This window comes from Micrococcus sp. FDAARGOS_333 (assembly GCF_002206575.2).
Taxonomy (GTDB): domain Bacteria; phylum Actinomycetota; class Actinomycetes; order Actinomycetales; family Micrococcaceae; genus Micrococcus; species Micrococcus lylae.
The window spans coordinates 887409-903864 of record NZ_NJFJ02000001.1 but is presented as its reverse complement, the minus strand read 5'-3'; the positions used below and the strand labels follow the sequence as shown (position 1 = coordinate 903864).

Here is a 16456-nt window from a genome sequence, read left to right as displayed (position 1 = left end):
AACGGCGGCCGGCCTGACGCCGGAGGTCAGCGGCCGAGGACGCTTCGCAGGGCCTGATCGAGCGTGCGGTGACGGAAGCGGTGGCCTGCGGCCTCCGTCGCGGCCGACGACGCCTTCTGGTCCGCGTCCACGATCAGCTCCGCCCCCTCACGGCCCAGCAGCAGACGCGGACCGACGCCGGGCACCGGGACGGCGGACGGGCGATGCAGCACCGAGCCCAGCGTGGCCGCGAACTCCTTCGCCGTGACCGGATCCGGGGCGGCGGCATTCAGCACCCCGGAGACGGAGTCCTCAAGGGCTGCGTGTGCGAACAGGGCTGCAACGTCATCAGCGGAGATCCAGCTCATCCACGGGGAGCCGTCCGGGCCGGAGCCCTTCGTGGACAGCGAGCCGCCGAGGCCGGCCAGGAAGATCGGGAGGATCTGCCGCAGCATGCCGCCGGCCGGGCTGAGCGCGATGCCCGTCCGGACCCGGACGCAACGGATGCCCGCCTCCTCGACGGCTCGGGCCTCGGCCTCCCAGTCCCGGCAGACCTCCGCCAAGAAGTCCTCCCCGCAGGGGAGGTCCTCGGTGAGTCCCCCGGGAAGGCCCCCGTCCCCGGCGTCGACGCCGTACCAGCCCACAGCGGAACCGTTGACGAGAGCGGGGGCCCGGCGGCCGTCGTCGTTGTTCCCGCCGGCCGCAGAGGAGGCGAGACCGACGAGGGCCTCGGCCAGCGTGCGGGTCCCGGACACACGCGAGTGGTGGACGGCCTCCTTGTGGGCGCCGGTCATGCGGCCGGCGATCGAGGCGCCGGCGAGGTTGACCACCGCGTCCGCGGAGGCGAGGACGTCACTGTCCACCTCTCCCCGCAGCGGATCCCAGAAGGAGGCGTCCTCGGCACAGGCCTGGGCGGCGTCACGGACGAGGCGGACCACGGTGTGCCCGCCGGAGGTCAGCAGCGCGCAGAGACGGGCGCCGATGAGCCCGCTGGCGCCGGTGACCACGATCGTCCGGGCGGGGGCACCGTGGAGCGGGCCGGGGTGGGCGGCGTGGAAGTCCAGGTCCTCGGCCATGGTCGCGGCGCGGGAGTGGAACTGGACGGCCAGGGTGCGCTCGAAGGCCTGACGGGCGGCACGGCCGGTGCGGTCGCCGATGCCGGGGATGCGGGAGAGCGCGTCGCCGGCAGGGAGGGCGTACGCGATGCTGTCGTGGACCACGGTGCCGGGGCTGCCGTCGGCCGTGTCCGCCTCGCCGGGTGCGGCGTCCGCGAGGGTATGGGTGTGGACCCAGGAGCGCAGCGGGCCGGAGACCATCTCGTCGCGGAACATGGCGCCGGGGTCGAGGGCGGTGTGGCGGGCCCGCCAGGTGACCTGCGGGGCGGGAATCCTGCCGGGGAGGACGGAGGAGAGCGCCTGGGAGACCGTGCCGTGCGCCGCGCCGGCGAACAGGCCGAGGCCGCCGGGTGCGGAGAGGGCGAGGACGGCCTCGGAGCCGACGGGCAGGCCGGCGGCCGGCTCCTGCAGGACTGTTCCGGCGTAGTCCGGGGTCAGGCGGGTCAGGGCGCCGGGGTGGGTGAGCCAGCGCCAGACGACGTCGCGCGGGTGACGCAGAAGCGTGCGGTGCTCGAAGACGTGGGCGGTGGGGGCGTCCGTGGAGGTCATGTGGCCAGCGTTCCATGCGGGTGGGACACTGTCAGGAGGCCGTCGGCTCCGGGAATCCTGTGATCCCTGGGCGGTGGCCGTTCCCCACACCCGAAGCCACCGGAAGGCCCCGTGACCGCGTTCGACGACTACCTGCCCGAGCTGCGCTGGACCGCGGCCGCCCTGCCCGACACCGAGCTGAACCTGGTGGCCGTGTTCTCCCCCGAAGACCAGACCGTGCGGGCCTCCGGCGTGGCCGTGCCCGCCGACGACGAGCCGCACGCGGCCGCCATCGGTCGGCTGCTGCTGGAGCTGATGGACCGGCTCGAGGAGGTCGCCCCGGCCACGGCGGCGCGGGAGATGAACCCGATGCCCGTGGAGCCCCACCCGAGGCTGGAGCAGCCCGTGGCGGACGCGCTGGCGGCGTATGCGGGAGGCGATGTGGGGGCACTGGACGGGCTGGCCGTGGAGCAGGCGGGGACCGACTTCCGCCAGGCGGCGTGGAAGGGGCTGCGAAGGATCCCGGCCGGGGCGCCGCTGAGCTACGGCCGGTTCGCCGAGGAGATCGGGAAGCCGACCGCCGTGCGGGCCGCCGGGACGGCCTGCGCGAAGAACCTCGTGGCCGTGGTGGTGCCCTGCCACCGCGTGGTCAGGGCCGACGGGTCCGTGGGGTCGTATCTCTACGGTGCCGAGGCGAAGCGGGCGTTGCTGGAGCACGAGGCGAAGCACGCCAGGTGAGGCGTCAGGCCGGGCGCGGTAGGCTGGGCGGTAGGCCGGCTGACACGGTCCGCCGAGCCAGAAGAACCGGCCCCTTGACCCCGCCGCGAAGAGGCCAATTCTTCTGGTTCGGCGCCACGGGGACGTCCGCTATCACCGACGACGACGCCCGGCACGCCGGCAGAGGCGCAGGCATGGCGGAGGGCCCCGTCCGACCGGATCACTCCGGTGGGACGGGGCCCTCGTCGTACGGGCGCTTTCGCCCGAGAACCCGACGCTTTCCCGAACGAAAGCGCCCGGGAACCCGACGCTTTCCCGAACGAAAGCGCCCGGGGCGGGGGTGCGCCGTCAGCGGGTCACTTGGCCAGCTTGGCCATGATGTCGTTGAGGGTCTGCGACGGGCGCATCACCTCGGCGACCTTCTCCACGGACGGGTAGTAGTAGCCGGCGATGTCCACGGGCTTGCCCTGGACGCCGTTCAGCTCGCCGACGATCTTCTCCTCGTTGGCGGCCAGCTCCTCGGCGATCGGGGCGATCGCGTCGGCCAGCTCCTTGTCCTCGGTCTGCTTGGCCAGCTCCTGGGCCCAGTAGAGGCCGAGGTAGAAGTGCGAGCCGCGGTTGTCCAGCTCGCCGGCCTTGCGGGACGGGGACTTGCCCTCGGTCAGCAGGGTGCCGGTGGCGGCGTCCAGGGTGTCCGCGAGGACCTGGGCGCGCTTGTTGTCGTTCGTCTTGGCCTCATGCTCGAAGGACACGGCCAGGGCGAGGAACTCGCCGAGGGAGTCCCACCGCAGGTGGTTCTCCTCCAGCAGCTGCTGGACGTGCTTCGGGGCGGAGCCGCCGGCGCCGGTCTCGAACAGGCCGCCGCCGTTGATCAGCGGGACGATCGAGAGCATCTTCGCGGAGGTGCCCAGCTCGAGGATCGGGAACAGGTCCGTGTTGTAGTCACGCAGCACGTTGCCGGTCACAGAGATGGTGTCCTCACCGCGGCGGATGCGCTCCACGGACAGCTTGGTGGCCTCGACCGGGGACAGGATCTTGATGTCCAGGCCCTCGGTGTCGTGGTCGCCCAGGTACGTCTCGACCTTCTTGATCAGCTCGGCGTCGTGGCCGCGCTCGGCGTCCAGCCAGAACACGGCCGGGGTCTGGGAATCGCGCGAGCGGGTGACCGCCAGCTTGACCCAGTCCTGCACCGGGATGTCCTTGGTCTGGCAGGCGCGCCAGATGTCGTTCTCCTCGACGTCGTGGGAGATCAGCACCTCGCCGGCCGAGTTCTTGACCTCGACCGTGCCGGCGCCGGTCATCACGAAGGTCTTGTCATGGGAGCCGTACTCCTCGGCCTTCTGCGCCATGAGGCCGACGTTCGGGACGGTGCCCATGGTGGTCGGGTCGTAGGCGCCGTTGGCCTTGCAGTCCTCGATCACGGCCTGGTACACGCCGGCGTAGGAGGAGTCCGGGATGACGGCCAGGGTGTCCTGGGTCTTGTCGTCCTTGTTCCACATCTGGCCGGAGGTGCGGATCATGGCCGGCATGGAGGCGTCCACGATCACGTCGGAGGGCACGTGCAGGTTGGTGATGCCCTTGGCGGAGTTCACCATCGCCAGGTCCGGGCCGTTCTCGTAGGCGTCGGCGATGGCCTTCTTCACGCCCTCGGCGGTCTCGGCATCGAGCTTGTCCAGGCCGGCCTCGATGGCCGCGAGGCCGTCGTTGGCGGACAGGCCGGCCTCGGCCAGCTTGTCACCGTACTGGGCGAAGAGGTCGGCGAAGTAGGCCTTCACCACGTGGCCGAAGATCACCGGGTCGGAGACCTTCATCATGGTGGCCTTCAGGTGGGCGGAGAAGAGGATGCCCTCGTCCTTGGCGCGCTGGACCTGCTCGGCTAGGAAGGCGTCCAGGGCCTTGGCGGACATGAAGGTGCCGTCCACGATCTCGCCCTCGAGGACCTTCAGGCCCTCCTTGAGCACGGTGGTCTCGCCCTCGGCGGAGGTGAACTCGATGGTCAGGACGTCGTCCTTGTCCAGGGTCACGGACTTCTCGTTGGAGCGGAAGTCGTTCGCACCCATGGTGGCGACGGCGGACTTGGAGTCGGCGGTCCACTCGCCCATGGAGTGCGGGAACTGCTTGGCGTAGTTCTTCACGGCCTTCGGGGCGCGGCGGTCCGAGTTGCCCTCACGCAGGACCGGGTTCACGGCGGAGCCCTTGACGGAGTCGTAGCGCGCCTTGGCGTCCTTCTCCGCGTCGGTCTTCGGCTCGTCCACGTACTCCGGCAGGTCGTAGCCGGCGGCCTGCAGCTCCTTGATCGCGGCGCGCAGCTGCGGCACGGAGGCGGAGATGTTCGGGAGCTTGATGACGTTGGCCTCGGGGGTCTTCACCATCTCGCCCAGCTCGGCGAGGGCGTCGGCAGTGCGCTGGTCCTCCGGCAGGACGTCGTTGAAGGCGGCCAGGATGCGGCCGGCCAGGGAGATGTCCGTGGTCTCGAACTCCACACCGGCGGTGCCGGCATAGGCCTCGATGATCGGCAGCAGCGATCCGGTGGCCAGCATGGGAGCCTCGTCGGTGAACGTGTAGGTGATCTTGGACATGCGGGACGTCTCTCCTTCTGGGGCACACCTCGGCGCCCCGGGTCTTCGTCAGGGGGAAAGGGCTTCCTCTCCCCCAAATCTACCGGAGGAGCATCGCGGCGGCCCGTTCGGGTCGTCCGGATGCCGCACCGCCTCCTGCGGGCTCCTCCGGGGGCGGTCAGGAGCGGGTGCTGAACTCGTTGCCGAGCTCGGTGGACATGTACTCGAGCATGCTGAAGACGAAGACGCCGTAGGCGATGAAGAACAGCGTCACCACGATCGCGAGGCCGATCGCCACCCAGCCGAGCACGCGGCCGCCGAGGCCGACGCCGCCGGCGCGGTCCGCCTTGTTGGCCTGCCAGAGCGCGAGGGGGCCGAAGATCAGCCCGAGGTTGAAGAACAGGCCGATCACGCCGAACGCGAGGGCCAGCTGCCCGGCCCGGCGCCCCTCCTGCGCGACGGCCATGCCGTAGGACTGCTGATACGGCGCCGCGGCATAGCCGCCCTGCGGGTCCACCCCGTAGGCGCCACGGTCCGCGCCGTGGCCAGCCCGGTCCAGGCCGTGGTCCCCGTGCGTCCGGTCCCCGTCCGGCCGGTCCCAGCTGTAGCGGCCCTGCTCTGCGATGCGGGCGTCGTTCTCGTTCGGCTCGTACGGGGTGCTCATCGTGTCCCTCCGGCGTCGACGATGCGGGCGGTGACGGCTCCGCGCAGGGCGAGGGGCCGTCGTCGTGGTCCCAAGGTATCCCGACGACCGGCCGCACGGGGACCTCGTGCGGGTCGGACACAGGCTCAGCCGTGGAAGAAGTGGCGTGCGCCGGTGACGTACATGGTGATGCCGGCGGCGTTCGCGGCCTCGACCACCTCGGCGTCACGCACGGAGCCGCCCGGCTGCACGACGGCCTTCACACCGGCGTCGATGAGGATCTGCAGGCCGTCGGCGAACGGGAAGAACGCGTCCGAGGCGGCCACGGCGCCGCGGGCGCGCTCCGGGGCGCCGGCGCCGGTGACGTTCTCGGCGCCGCCGGCGGAGTTCACGTCCTGGCCGCCGGTGACGGCGGAGCCCAGGGTGTTGGCGCGCTCCACGGCCAGGCGGCAGGAGTCCAGGCGGTTGACCTGGCCCATGCCGACGCCCACGGTGGCACCGCCGGAGGCCAGCAGCACCGCATTGGACTTGGCGGCGCGGACGGCGCGCCAGGCGAAGGCGAGGTCGGCGAGGGTGGCCTCGTCCGCGGCCTCACCGGCGGCCAGGGTCCAGTTCGCCGGGTCGTCGCCGTCGGCGTCCACCGCGTCCGTGATCTGCATGAGCATGCCGCCGGAGACCTGCTTGGCCTCCACGGCGTCACGCTCGAAGCCCTCGGGCAGGGCCAGCAGGCGCAGGTTCTTCTTGGCGGTGAGGATCTCGACGGCCTCGGGGTCGAAGGCCGGGGCGGCCACCACCTCGGTGAAGATGTCCTTCACCTGCGCGGCCATCGCCGCGGTCACCGGGCGGTTCGCGGCGATCACGCCGCCGAAGGCGGAGACCGGATCGCAGGCGTGGGCCTTGGCGTGGGCGACCGCGATGTCCTCGCCCTGGCCGGCCACGGCCACGCCGCACGGGTTGGCGTGCTTGACGATCGCGACGGCCGGGCCGGCGTGGTCGTAGGCGGCACGCACGGCGGCGTCCGCGTCCACGTAGTTGTTGTAGGACATGGCCTTGCCGTGCAGCAGCTCGGACTGGGCGATGCCCGGGGCCGCCGAGGAGTCCGCGTACAGGGCGGCCGGCTGGTGCGGGTTCTCCCCGTAGCGGAGGATGTCCGCGCGCTCGAGGGAGAAGCCGGCGTACGGCGGGAAGACCGGGACGTCCTCGTCCTCGGTGTCCGCGCCGTAGTGGGCGGCGGTCCAGGCGGCCACCGCGTTGTCATAGGCCGCGGTGTGCGCGAACGCCAGGGAGGCCAGGCGGCGGCGGGCCTTCAGGTCGAACCCGCCGGACTTCGCCGCCTGAACGACCTCGCCGTACGCGGCCGGGTCCACCACGATCGACACGGACGCGTGGTTCTTCGCGGCCGCGCGGACCATGGACGGTCCGCCGATGTCGATCTGCTCCACCACCTCGTCCTCGCCGGCGCCGGAGCGCACGGTGTCCACGAACGGGTAGAGGTTCACCACCACCAGGTCGAACGGCTCGATCTGCATGTCCGTCAGCTGGGCGCGGTGGTCCTCGCGGCGGCGGTCGGCGAGGATGCCGGCGTGCACGCGCGGGTGCAGGGTCTTCACGCGGCCGTCCAGGCACTCCTGGAAGCCGGTGACCTCGGAGACCTCGGTGACCGGGACGCCGGCGTCCGCGATGCGCTTCGCGGTGGAGCCGGTGGAGACGATCGCGACGCCCGCCGCGTGCAGCCCGGTCGCGAGCTCCTCGAGGCCGGTCTTGTCATACACGGAGATCAGGGCCCGCTTCAGCGGGACGGTGTCCAGGGCGTCGATCGCGGTCGGCTGCGCGGTGCTCACGGCAGAGGTCTCCTCAGCGTCAGGGAAAAGTCGGAGGTGAAGTAACGAAGCCAGTCTAGAGGTGGCACGCCGCACCGGCCCTGCGCATACTCTCCCCTGACCCACGACGACGGCACTCGCCGCCGGTGGGCGCCTCGCCCCGCAGACGGGGCCGGGTCCATCGTCCCGCGCAACGACGGCTTCGAGCCCGTGTCGCCTCGCCCCGCGCGGGGCCGGCCCGGACGGACCCCGCCCGGGGCCTGAGACCACACCGCACACCAGAGCACAGGAGACCGACCCCGATGCCCTCCTCCCCCACCACCGCCCACCCTGCCGGCGGCCGCCTCCCCACCGGAGAGGAGGTCGTGCAGGAGCTGCCGTGGCGCTGGTCCGTGCAGGGCCGGATCTTCCTCATCGGCGGGCTCGGCTTCATGTTCGACGCCTGGGACGTCGCGCTGAACGGCGTGATGATCCCGCTGCTGACTGCCGAATGGGGGCTGGAGAGGTCCGAGGCCGCCTGGATCGGCACCGCGAACCTCATCGGCATGGGCGTGGGCGCCTTCCTCTGGGGCACGGTCGCGGACCGGCTGGGCCGCAAGAAGGCGTTCACCCTGACGCTGCTGGTGTTCTCGATCTTCACCCTGGCCGGCGCGCTCGCCCCGTCCATCGGCTGGTTCGCGTTCTTCCGCTTCCTCGCCGGCATCGGCCTGGGCGGCACCATCCCCGTGGACTACGCCCTGGTCTCCGAGTTCACGCCCCGGCACCTGCGCGGCAGGGTGCTCACCGCCATGGACGGCTGGTGGCCGGTCGGCGCAGCCCTCTGCGGCCTGGTGTCCGCCTGGCTCGTGGCCACCTGGGGCGACTGGCGGCTGCCGCTGCTCGCCATGGTCCTGCCCGCGCTGCTGGTGTTCCTTGTGCGCCGCGGCGTCCCCGAGTCCCCCTTCTATCTGATGAGCCGGGGCCGCGAGGCGGAGGCGCGTGCCGTCGTCGACACGCTGGTGGAGGACACCGGCGCCGAGCGCCGCGAATACACCATGCCCGAGCCCTCCGGCAGCGGACTGGGCGGCGGGCTGCAGGCCGTGGGCGAGCAGCTCGTGGCGGTCTGGCGGCACTCGCCGAAGGTGACCACCGTGGCCTGGGCGCTGTTCTGCTCGATCATGCTCACCTACTACCTGGCCCTGCAGTGGCTGCCGACCTTCCTCGTGGAGGCCGGCCACGAGCAGTCGCGGGCGTTCGTGATGACCTCCGGCATGGCGGCCGTCGGCCTGCTGGGCGTGGTGGCCTCCGCCGTCCTGGTGGAGCGCACCGGGCGCCGCCGGCTGCTGGCCGTCAGCTCCCTGGCGTCCTGCGCGGTGCTCGTATGGCTCAGCTCCGTGCTGGGCGTGCCCGCGGCGGCGCTGCCGCTGGTGCTGCTGTTCGGCTTCCTCGTGCAGGTGGCCGTGCCGGTGCTCTACACATATGTCACCGAGCTGTACCCGACCACCCTGCGCGCCTCCGGCTTCGGCTGGGCCTCCGCGGCCTCCCGCGTGGCCGCCGGCGTGGGCCCGCTGCTGTTCGTGGGCTGGCTGGTGCCGATGCTCGGCCTGACCGGGGCGTTCGTGCTCACCGGCCTGCTCGTGGCGCTGTCCCTGGCCGCGATGGCGGTGGCCGCACCCGAGACCGCCGGCGAGCACCTGGCCGGGGCCGAGGACGAGGCAGCCCGAGAAACCCCTGGGCCTGCTGGGAGGAGATGAGGGAGGCGTTCTCCCAGCCCGGGGCCTAGATGTTGTGGGTCATGACGTTCTTGCCACGAGGCACGGGCTGAGATGAGACGAGCGGGTCTCTCCCGCAGGATGGAAGTTCCTACACCACCCACCTGCCAGAAGAGACCCACTCATGACTCACGCTAATGCACCCCTGACCCCTACCGGCCGACTGCGCATGGTCCAACGCCACCTGATTGACGGGATCCCGCAGTCACACGTGGCTGCGGAGTTCCGTGTCAGTCGGCCCACGGTGGCCACCTGGGTGGCCCGCTACCTGGCCGAGGGCGCAGCAGGACTGCAGGACCGCTCGAGCCGGCCCCATCACTGCCCTGACCAGCTCGATGCTGAGGTGGTCACTGAACTCGAGACACTGCGCCGGGACCACAAGTGGTCCGCACGAAGGATCCATCACCACCTGCTCGCCCAGGGCCACCAGCTCTGCCTTCGCACCGTGGGCCGGTGGCTGCACCGACTCGGCATCTCCCGCCTACGAGATCTGACCCCGGCAGGAGAAGATCTGCGGCAACGCCCGGCCAAGAAGATCACCGCGAGGGCCCCAGGACACATGGTCCACTTGGACGTGAAGAAGATCGGGAAGATCCCTGACGGGGGCGGCTGGCGCGCCCACGGTCGTGACAGCCAGGCCGGGAGGGCTTCCAAACGAGGTGCAGGCCGTCGGGTCGGGTACACCTACCTGCACTCGGCGATCGACGGGTTCACCCGTCTGGCCTACACAGAGGCACTCGAGGACGAACGTGCGGTGACCACGATCGGGTTCTTCTGCAGAGCTCGTGCGTTCTTCGCTGCCCACGGCATCACCCTGGACCGGGTCATCACGGACAACGGGAACAACTACCGGGCCGCTGATTTCACCGCGAAGGTGGTCTCGCTCGGGGGCCGGCACCACCGGATCCGCCCCTACACCCCGCGTCACAACGGGAAGGTCGAGCGGTACAACCGGCTGATGGTCGACGAGGTCCTCTACGCTCGCCCGTACTCCTCAGAGACGGCCCGGCGTGAGGCCATGCAGGTCTGGGTGAATCACTACAACTACCATCGACCGCATACCTCCTGCGGGGGTGCTCCTCCGGCCTCGCTGGCCCCGGCACGAGTCAACAACGTCATGCCCTCTTACACCTAGAATCGCGGACCATGACCTACCCTCAGCCGCCGACCGTGATCGTCCAGGCGGGGCGCAGCGTCGTGCTCGCCTACGTCCTGCTGGTGTTGCTCGGGTGGCTGGGCGTGCACCGCATGTACCTCGGCAAGTGGATCACCGGCATCACGCTGGCCGTGCTGTTCGGCGTCGGCACCGCGACCGCCGCGATCCTCATCGGCTGGATCCCCCTCATCATCTGGGGCCTCGTGATGGTCTGGGACCTGGTCACCCTGCCCCTGCAGGTGGCCGCATTCAACGCCCGCGAGCGGAACCGGGCCGTGCGGCAGTACCAGCGCGGCTGGTGAGCGGGCGAGGTGGGGCGCGGACGGTCAGGCGCTGACGGTCCCGCCGGCAGCGTGGCAGGCGGTCAGGCGCTGACGGTCTCGCCGGCGGCGTGGCGGGCGGTCAGGCGCTGACGGTCTCGCCGGCAGCGTGGCAGGCGGTCAGGCGCTGACGGTCTCGCCGGCGGCGTGGCGGGCGGCGAAGTCGCCCAGGACGCGGACCAGCAGGGCGCGCTCCTGCACCTTGATGCGCTCATGGAGCTCGTCCTCGGTGTCTGTATCCATGACCGGGACGGCGGCCTGCGCGATGATGCGGCCGGTGTCCACGCCGGCATCGACCCAGTGGACCGTGCAGCCGGTGACCTTCACGCCGTAGGCCAGGGCGTCGCGGACGCCCTGCGCGCCCGGGAAGGACGGCAGCAGGGCCGGATGCGTGTTCACGATGCGGCCGGCGAAGCGCTCCAGGAACCCGGCGCCGAGGATCCGCATGAAGCCCGAGCAGACCACGAGGTCCGGCTCATAGGCGGCGACGGCGTCGGCGAGCGCGACGTTCCAGGCGGCCCGGTCCGCGTGGTCCTTCACAGAGACCGTGAACGTGGGAACCCCGGCCACCTCCGCCCGGGCCAGACCCTGCACGCCCGGGACGTCCGCGCCGACCGCGGCGATCTCGAGAGGCAGGTGGCCGCCCGCGACGGCGTCGAGGACAGCCTGGAGGTTGGTGCCGGAACCGGAGATGAGGGCAACGATGCGCATGCCTTCATCGTAGGGTGGAAGCGTGTCCGCTCCCACGCCGCCCGCAGGTCCGCACCCCGACCCGACGCAGAAGCCCGGGCAGGACCCTGCCTCCAGCAGGTCCGCAGAGCCCGGCGGTCAGGGCGGAGGTCCCGGGAACGGCGGGCCTGGTGGGCCTGGCGGGCCTGGTGGGCCTGGTGGGCCGGCCGACGGCGGGCCTGGTGGTCCCGGGAACGGCGGGCCCGGCGGGCCGGCCGGTGGCGGCTGGCCCGGCAGGAACAGGCCTGGGAAGAAGGGCTCCGGCAAGCCTGCGAACGAGGCCGAGGAGCTGAAGCTCCGCAAGAACGTCGGGCGGCTGCTGCTGTGGCAGTGCGGCCTGTTGCTGTGCACCATCCTCGCGATGGACCTGCTGTTGCCCTGGAAGCTGCTGGCCGCACCGTTCGCGGTGGGCGCTGTGGCTGTGGGCTTCGTGGCCTGGATCCGCGCCGGAAAGCTCGCGAAGCCCGGGTTCCTGCGCGTCATGCTGGGCGCCGGGCTGGCCCTCGGCACGTTCGTGGCGGTGGCCTCGCTGACACCACTGCTGTTCTGGGAAGCCGCCAGCGCCTACGACAAGTGCCTCCGCCAGGCCCTCACCCTCAAGTCCGAGGCCGTGTGCCAGGCTGAGTTCACCAAGACCATGGGAGATATCGGCGGCCTCGGCGGCTGAGCCGAGTCGGCTCGCAGGCTGAGTGGGGCTGGGCGGGGCTGGACCCGCGGTTGCGTGAGGCTGGACCCGCGGTTGCGTCGTGCCGGGCCCGCGGTTGCGTGGGGCTGGACCCGTGGTTGCGTGGGGCTGGACCCGCAGGCTGGGTGCCTCCTCGCACGGCACAACGCTGGATGGCTTCGACCGATGCGGCGCAGCCTTGGACGGCACGCGACCCCTCTGGTTGCGGGTATCGAAGTTGGCCCGGATTCGGCCTCCAGGGCTCCACATGACCCAAGTTCGATACACGCACGACGTCCGGCACACCCACGATCGACGACGTCCGGCACACCCACGATGCTCCATGCACGTTCGATCGAGGCGGTCGTCTGCGGAGCCTCAGCCCGGCTGTCTCTCCGCGCCCAGAAGCGCGCGGACCCTGGCGATGACTCCGCGGAACCGGTCTTTCGCATCGGATGCAGACACGCGGATCACGGTGTACCCCTTGCGCTGGAACACCGCATCCCGGCGAACGTCCTCATCGATCCGGTGGCTGTGATGGGCACCCTCGTACTGGAGGACGAGCCTGGCACTGCGCCACCCCATGTCTGCAGTCGCGGGGAAGTCCGCGGAGTAGTCTGCGTCCCATTCTTCGATCTGCAGCTCCGGCTCGGGCAGTCCGGCGGCGATGAGGGCGAGCCGGAGCTCGGTCTCCTTGGGCGAGTCGGCTCCGATCCTGATGCGCCGCAGCGCTGCACGAAGCCTGCGCCGCTGTGGCCGCGCTCCTGGGCTGTCGAGTGCCTGGCGAAACCTCTCCAGGAGGTGAGGACCCTTCTCCCGCACGGCCCTCCGGCTCCTGCCGCTCCTGCGGATGAGGTGGTCGCCGAGGATGACGAGCTCGTCGTCGGTCAGCTCCGTCGCCAGCTCCGTCCAGAGCCGTTCCGGGGCAGTCACCCTGATGCTGTGGCCGACGAGGACCAGTGGCGTGGAATGGTGCCGCGGCAGGTCACTGCGGTGGGTGACCACCCACCGGTCCTTGAGGACTCCACGGCTTCTCGACCGCGTCACATGCAGTCGGTCGTCCGCGACCAGCCGAGACGGCAGCCAGAAGTTCCGCAGCCGGGCCGCCGTCGCATGGGACACCACGGCGTCCGGGCACCGCGCCAAGATCTCGAGGAGCATGACCGCCGACGGCGGCGGCACCACCGGGCTCCAACGATAGATCTCCTGATCGCTCACCCCCGCCTGCTCAGCGGCGGCACGCACGAGCTGCGAGTCGATGCACCGGTACCGGCCGTGTCCGATCCTCTCGAAGGAGGGGCCGAGCAGCCGGTGGTAGCTCACCCCGGCCGCCTCCGCCTCGGCGATGGTGAAGGCCTTCCAGAGCAGGGCGTCAGGGATCGGAGCAGAGCGGGACATGGCTCCACTCTGGTTCGTGCGGCCGCACCGACGAGCAAGTGGCCGGAATCTGTGGACAACCGGCGGTACACCGGCAGCGCGCTCGGTGTGCACACCTCGGATGCAGATTGCCGACCACGTGTGAGGTTGTCCGTGTATCGAAGTTGGGCCGATTCGCAGAACTCAGGCCCCCTGCGACCCAACTTCGATACACGCAAGCCCCGCTCCCGGCGCCCGTTACCTTGTGAGCGCCCCCGCTCCCGGAACGGCAGCAGCACCTCACCGCGCACGGCGCGGACGCGGACGATCGGGGCCGTCCTCGCCGGACGCACCCCCCTGCCGGCCCGCGGAGCGGCGGCCGTTCCCGGCGCCATCGCCCTGGTCCTCGACGTCGGCCCGTGCCCGGCGGACGGCGCCTCCCCGACCGTTCTCGGGGCCGTCGGCGGCGCCGGTCCCGGAGCGCGGGTCGCGGGTCGCGACGATCGCGTTGAAGTTCGGCTTCGGCTTCGTCGCCTTCTCGCCCGTCGCCTTCTCGCCCGTCGCGAGCCCCTTCACGGTGCCCTTCCCGCGCCCCTGGCCCGCAGCTCCGGTCCGGCCTGCGGCCCGCTCGTCCTCGTCCCGGTACACACGGCGACGCGGCTCGTCCTTCGGCGACTGCTTCTCACGGTTGCGGCGCGCCAGCGCGGCCACGCGGTCACGCCGATCGGCGGCCAGCTGCTCCGGTGCCTGCCCGGGCGCCTTCCCGGGTTCCTTCTCAGCAGCCTGCTCCGGCGCCTTCTCCGCTGCCTTCTCCGCCGCCTTGTCCGCGGCCCCTTGCGATGCCGTCTCCGACGCACCCTTCGCGCCCGTCGCCGCTCCGCCCTCAGCACCCTTGGGCTTGCCCGGCTGCGCGGCAGCACCGTGCGTCCTGTCAGCCTGCGCCTTCTCGGCCGTCGGCTTCAGCACGGTCTCCGCACCGGCCTGCGCGCCCTTCGGCTGGTCGGTCGCCGCTTGGTCGCGCTCGGCACGCGCCTTCACGCCCACGGCCTTGGCCACCGGCACCGACCCACCACGCGACGACCGCGGGCGACGCGGGATGCGCGCCTTCACCGGCGGCATCGGGGTGACGTCCGCGGCCTTCTCGGCGGCGCGCGCCACGGGCTTCTCCGCCTCGGCACCCGCACGCTCGGCGTCCTCCTGCGGGGCGTCCGCCCCCTCGTCCGCGCCGTGGCCCTTGTCCTTGTCGGCGGCACCGGCCGTGCCCTTGCCGTCTGCCGTCGCCGTGCCGGGCTTCGCCCCGTCCTTCCCGACGACGGCACCCTCACCCCCGGCGCCCTTCGCACCGTCGCGCTCGGCCTCACCGGCACCGGCTCCCCCAGCACCAGCATCACCGTCGACTCCAGCGTCGGCGCTGGCGCCATCGGTGTCATCCGCGCCGTCCACGTCGCCGGCTCCGTCACCGCGGTCCGCGCCGTCCCCGTCGCCGGCTCCGTCGCCGCCATCCTCAGCGTCCGCGGCGGCATCCTTCACGTCCTTCTCGGCGCTCTTGGCGGCCGCCTTGTCGGCCTTCTTCTCCGCCTTGGCCTCCGCCTTCTCGGCCTTCTTCTCCGCCTTGGCCTCCGCCCTCTCGGCCTTGCGGACGTCCGCTTCGAGGGACCTGGACTGCAGGCCCATGGCCACCAGGTAGCCCACGAACCCGCCGAGGGCGATCCACCCCGCCAGCGCAGGCCCCACCAGCCACACATTCGACCCGATCACCGTATAGGTGCCCACACCCATGGACCCGGAGGTCAGGGCCAGCAGGACCATCGCGATCGCACCGGAGACCACACCGAGCAGCAGCGCCAGCACGCCGGTCGACGCGAGCAGGGACATCCACCGGGTCTTCACGCGACGGACCATCCAGTCGTCGAGGTGGTTCTCGCCCTCGCGCAGCAGCCACCAGCCGGCCACGGCACCGGCCAGCACTGGGAGCAGCACGAACACCGGGTGCCACGGCTCCCAGGGTGCGGGAAGCGCGGCGAAGACGGGCAGCGCAGGGACGGGGGCCGTCGTCGTGCCGAAGGCGGAGTACAGGCTCTCGGAGCCGATGGAGAACCCGGGACCGGCCGACCAGGCCACCGCCCAGCCGACCATGGCGGGCAGGTAGCCGATCTCGAGGAGGGTGAGCATGGTTCCGCCCACCGGTCCGGCGTCCACGAGCTGGTACATGTGCACGGCCTCGGCCCAGCGGACGGCGAGGGTCACGGCCACCAGCAGCGCGTGCACGGCCACCAGGCTGAGCACGGCCACCAGGCAGGCGCGCAGCACGGACCAGGCGTAGGAGCCGGCCCAGCGCTCGTACTGGGAGCGTCTGGCGATCCGCTCGGTCACGTCCACGCCCACCAGGTGCGCCCAGGTGCCGGCCTCACGGCGGGCACCGGCCACGGCGCAGACGGCGAAGAACAGGGCGGGGAAGATCGCGCCCACGGCCGGGTTCACGGTGTCGCCGGTGCTGCCGGGCAGCAGCGCGAGGGTGAGACCCACGAGCGCGTAGGCGACCATGCCGCCGGCGAGCGCCTGCCAGGCCTGGTCGCGGTAGCTCGCGCGGGCCAGCTTCCGGCCGGCGCGCCAGCTCAGGACCATCGGCAGCAGGGACAGGCCCCAGGGGACCATCCATGCGAGTCCGGCGGAGACGTCGCCGTCCACCACGGGCATGCCGGAGGTGACGGAGACGGGGGCGGCGTGGAGGACCAGCCAGAGGACGCCGGCGGTCTGCAGGACGTCGTCGATGCGCTCCATGTGGAAGCCGCCGGTGACCCAGACGAGCAGGGTGGGGACCACCACGAGCAGCAGGCTGAACAGCGCCGCGATCAGCGCCTCGATCACCCCCTGCACCCACAGGGGAAGAGGCAGGGGGCGCAGCAGGCGGGAGGCGCGTGGAGTGGGGGAAGTCATCCTCACTATGGTGCCACCGCCGGGCGGCGCGGGGCCTTCAGGGCGCGGCCGGTCCGGTGAGCTCACAGGGAGCGTGCGTCACGGCTGACCGCCCTCCTTCGCGACGTCGGCCCTCGCCCGCCGTGGTGACGCCGGCCGGGCGCTGTGTCACCGCTCGTTCACCCGGCGTGGCGAGTGTTCACG

General features: G+C 71.7%; 12 protein-coding genes. 5 read left to right on the top strand and 7 right to left on the bottom strand.

Annotation, left to right across the window (positions count from 1 at the left end; all coding sequences use genetic code 11):
* Nucleotides 1-26 precede the first annotated feature (26 nt).
* A complete protein-coding gene (locus CEQ11_RS04035) occupies nucleotides 27-1643 on the bottom strand; it encodes a TIGR01777 family oxidoreductase (protein WP_088477818.1) in 1617 nt (538 codons plus the stop codon).
* Nucleotides 1644-1754: 111 nt separating this feature from the next.
* On the opposite strand from CEQ11_RS04035, the gene CEQ11_RS04030 reads away from it, so the two are divergent.
* Nucleotides 1755-2360, top strand: a complete 606-nt coding sequence (locus tag CEQ11_RS04030; RefSeq protein ID WP_227718730.1) for a methylated-DNA--[protein]-cysteine S-methyltransferase — start codon at nucleotides 1755-1757, stop codon at nucleotides 2358-2360.
* Nucleotides 2361-2695: 335 nt separating this feature from the next.
* On the opposite strand, the gene CEQ11_RS04025 is transcribed toward CEQ11_RS04030, so the two are convergent.
* The 3 genes from CEQ11_RS04025 to purH form a co-directional block, all read right to left on the bottom strand.
* Nucleotides 2696-4918, bottom strand: coding sequence for an NADP-dependent isocitrate dehydrogenase (locus CEQ11_RS04025; RefSeq protein ID WP_088477817.1), 2223 nt, complete (start codon nucleotides 4916-4918; stop codon nucleotides 2696-2698).
* A gap of 157 nt (nucleotides 4919-5075) precedes the next feature.
* On the bottom strand, nucleotides 5076-5561 hold the full coding sequence (locus tag CEQ11_RS04020) for a hypothetical protein (RefSeq protein ID WP_088477816.1): 486 nt from the start codon (nucleotides 5559-5561) through the stop codon (nucleotides 5076-5078).
* Between the two features lie 125 nt (nucleotides 5562-5686).
* Nucleotides 5687-7381 carry a bifunctional phosphoribosylaminoimidazolecarboxamide formyltransferase/IMP cyclohydrolase gene (gene purH / locus CEQ11_RS04015; protein WP_088477815.1) on the bottom strand — a complete coding sequence of 565 codons (1695 nt, stop codon included), beginning with the start codon at nucleotides 7379-7381 and terminating at the stop codon, nucleotides 5687-5689.
* A 281-nt stretch (nucleotides 7382-7662) separates the two neighbouring features.
* Between purH and CEQ11_RS04010 the strand changes: the two genes are divergently transcribed.
* The 3 genes from CEQ11_RS04010 to CEQ11_RS04000 all read left to right on the top strand — a co-directional run bounded on the left by CEQ11_RS04010 (nucleotide 7663) and on the right by CEQ11_RS04000 (nucleotide 10569).
* Nucleotides 7663-9093: an MFS transporter gene (locus CEQ11_RS04010; RefSeq protein WP_227718729.1), complete on the top strand. Its 1431-nt coding sequence runs from the start codon at nucleotides 7663-7665 to the stop codon at nucleotides 9091-9093.
* Nucleotides 9094-9235: 142 nt separating this feature from the next.
* Nucleotides 9236-10246: an IS481 family transposase gene (locus CEQ11_RS04005; protein WP_088477814.1), complete on the top strand. Its 1011-nt coding sequence runs from the start codon at nucleotides 9236-9238 to the stop codon at nucleotides 10244-10246.
* 11 nt (nucleotides 10247-10257) lie between these two features.
* Nucleotides 10258-10569, top strand: a complete 312-nt coding sequence (locus CEQ11_RS04000; RefSeq protein WP_088477813.1) for an NINE protein — start codon at nucleotides 10258-10260, stop codon at nucleotides 10567-10569.
* A gap of 138 nt (nucleotides 10570-10707) precedes the next feature.
* Here CEQ11_RS04000 and purN read toward each other — a convergent pair whose 3' ends face one another.
* Complete coding sequence (gene purN / locus CEQ11_RS03995; protein WP_088477812.1) at nucleotides 10708-11298, bottom strand: phosphoribosylglycinamide formyltransferase; 591 nt, start codon at nucleotides 11296-11298, stop codon at nucleotides 10708-10710.
* Nucleotides 11299-11656: 358 nt separating this feature from the next.
* Here purN and CEQ11_RS03985 point away from each other — a divergent pair, with 358 nt between their 5' ends.
* Nucleotides 11657-11983, top strand: a complete 327-nt coding sequence (locus tag CEQ11_RS03985) for a hypothetical protein (RefSeq protein ID WP_088477810.1) — start codon at nucleotides 11657-11659, stop codon at nucleotides 11981-11983.
* 375 nt (nucleotides 11984-12358) lie between these two features.
* Here the strand turns inward: CEQ11_RS03985 and CEQ11_RS03980 are convergent, their stop codons facing one another.
* The gene (locus tag CEQ11_RS03980; protein WP_127913451.1) at nucleotides 12359-13303 is read right to left on the bottom strand and encodes an endonuclease domain-containing protein; all 945 of its coding nucleotides are present in this window, start codon (nucleotides 13301-13303) and stop codon (nucleotides 12359-12361) included.
* 333 nt (nucleotides 13304-13636) lie between these two features.
* Nucleotides 13637-16273 carry a DUF6350 family protein gene (locus tag CEQ11_RS13070; protein ID WP_227718728.1) on the bottom strand — a complete coding sequence of 879 codons (2637 nt, stop codon included), beginning with the start codon at nucleotides 16271-16273 and terminating at the stop codon, nucleotides 13637-13639.
* Nucleotides 16274-16456 lie beyond the last annotated feature (183 nt).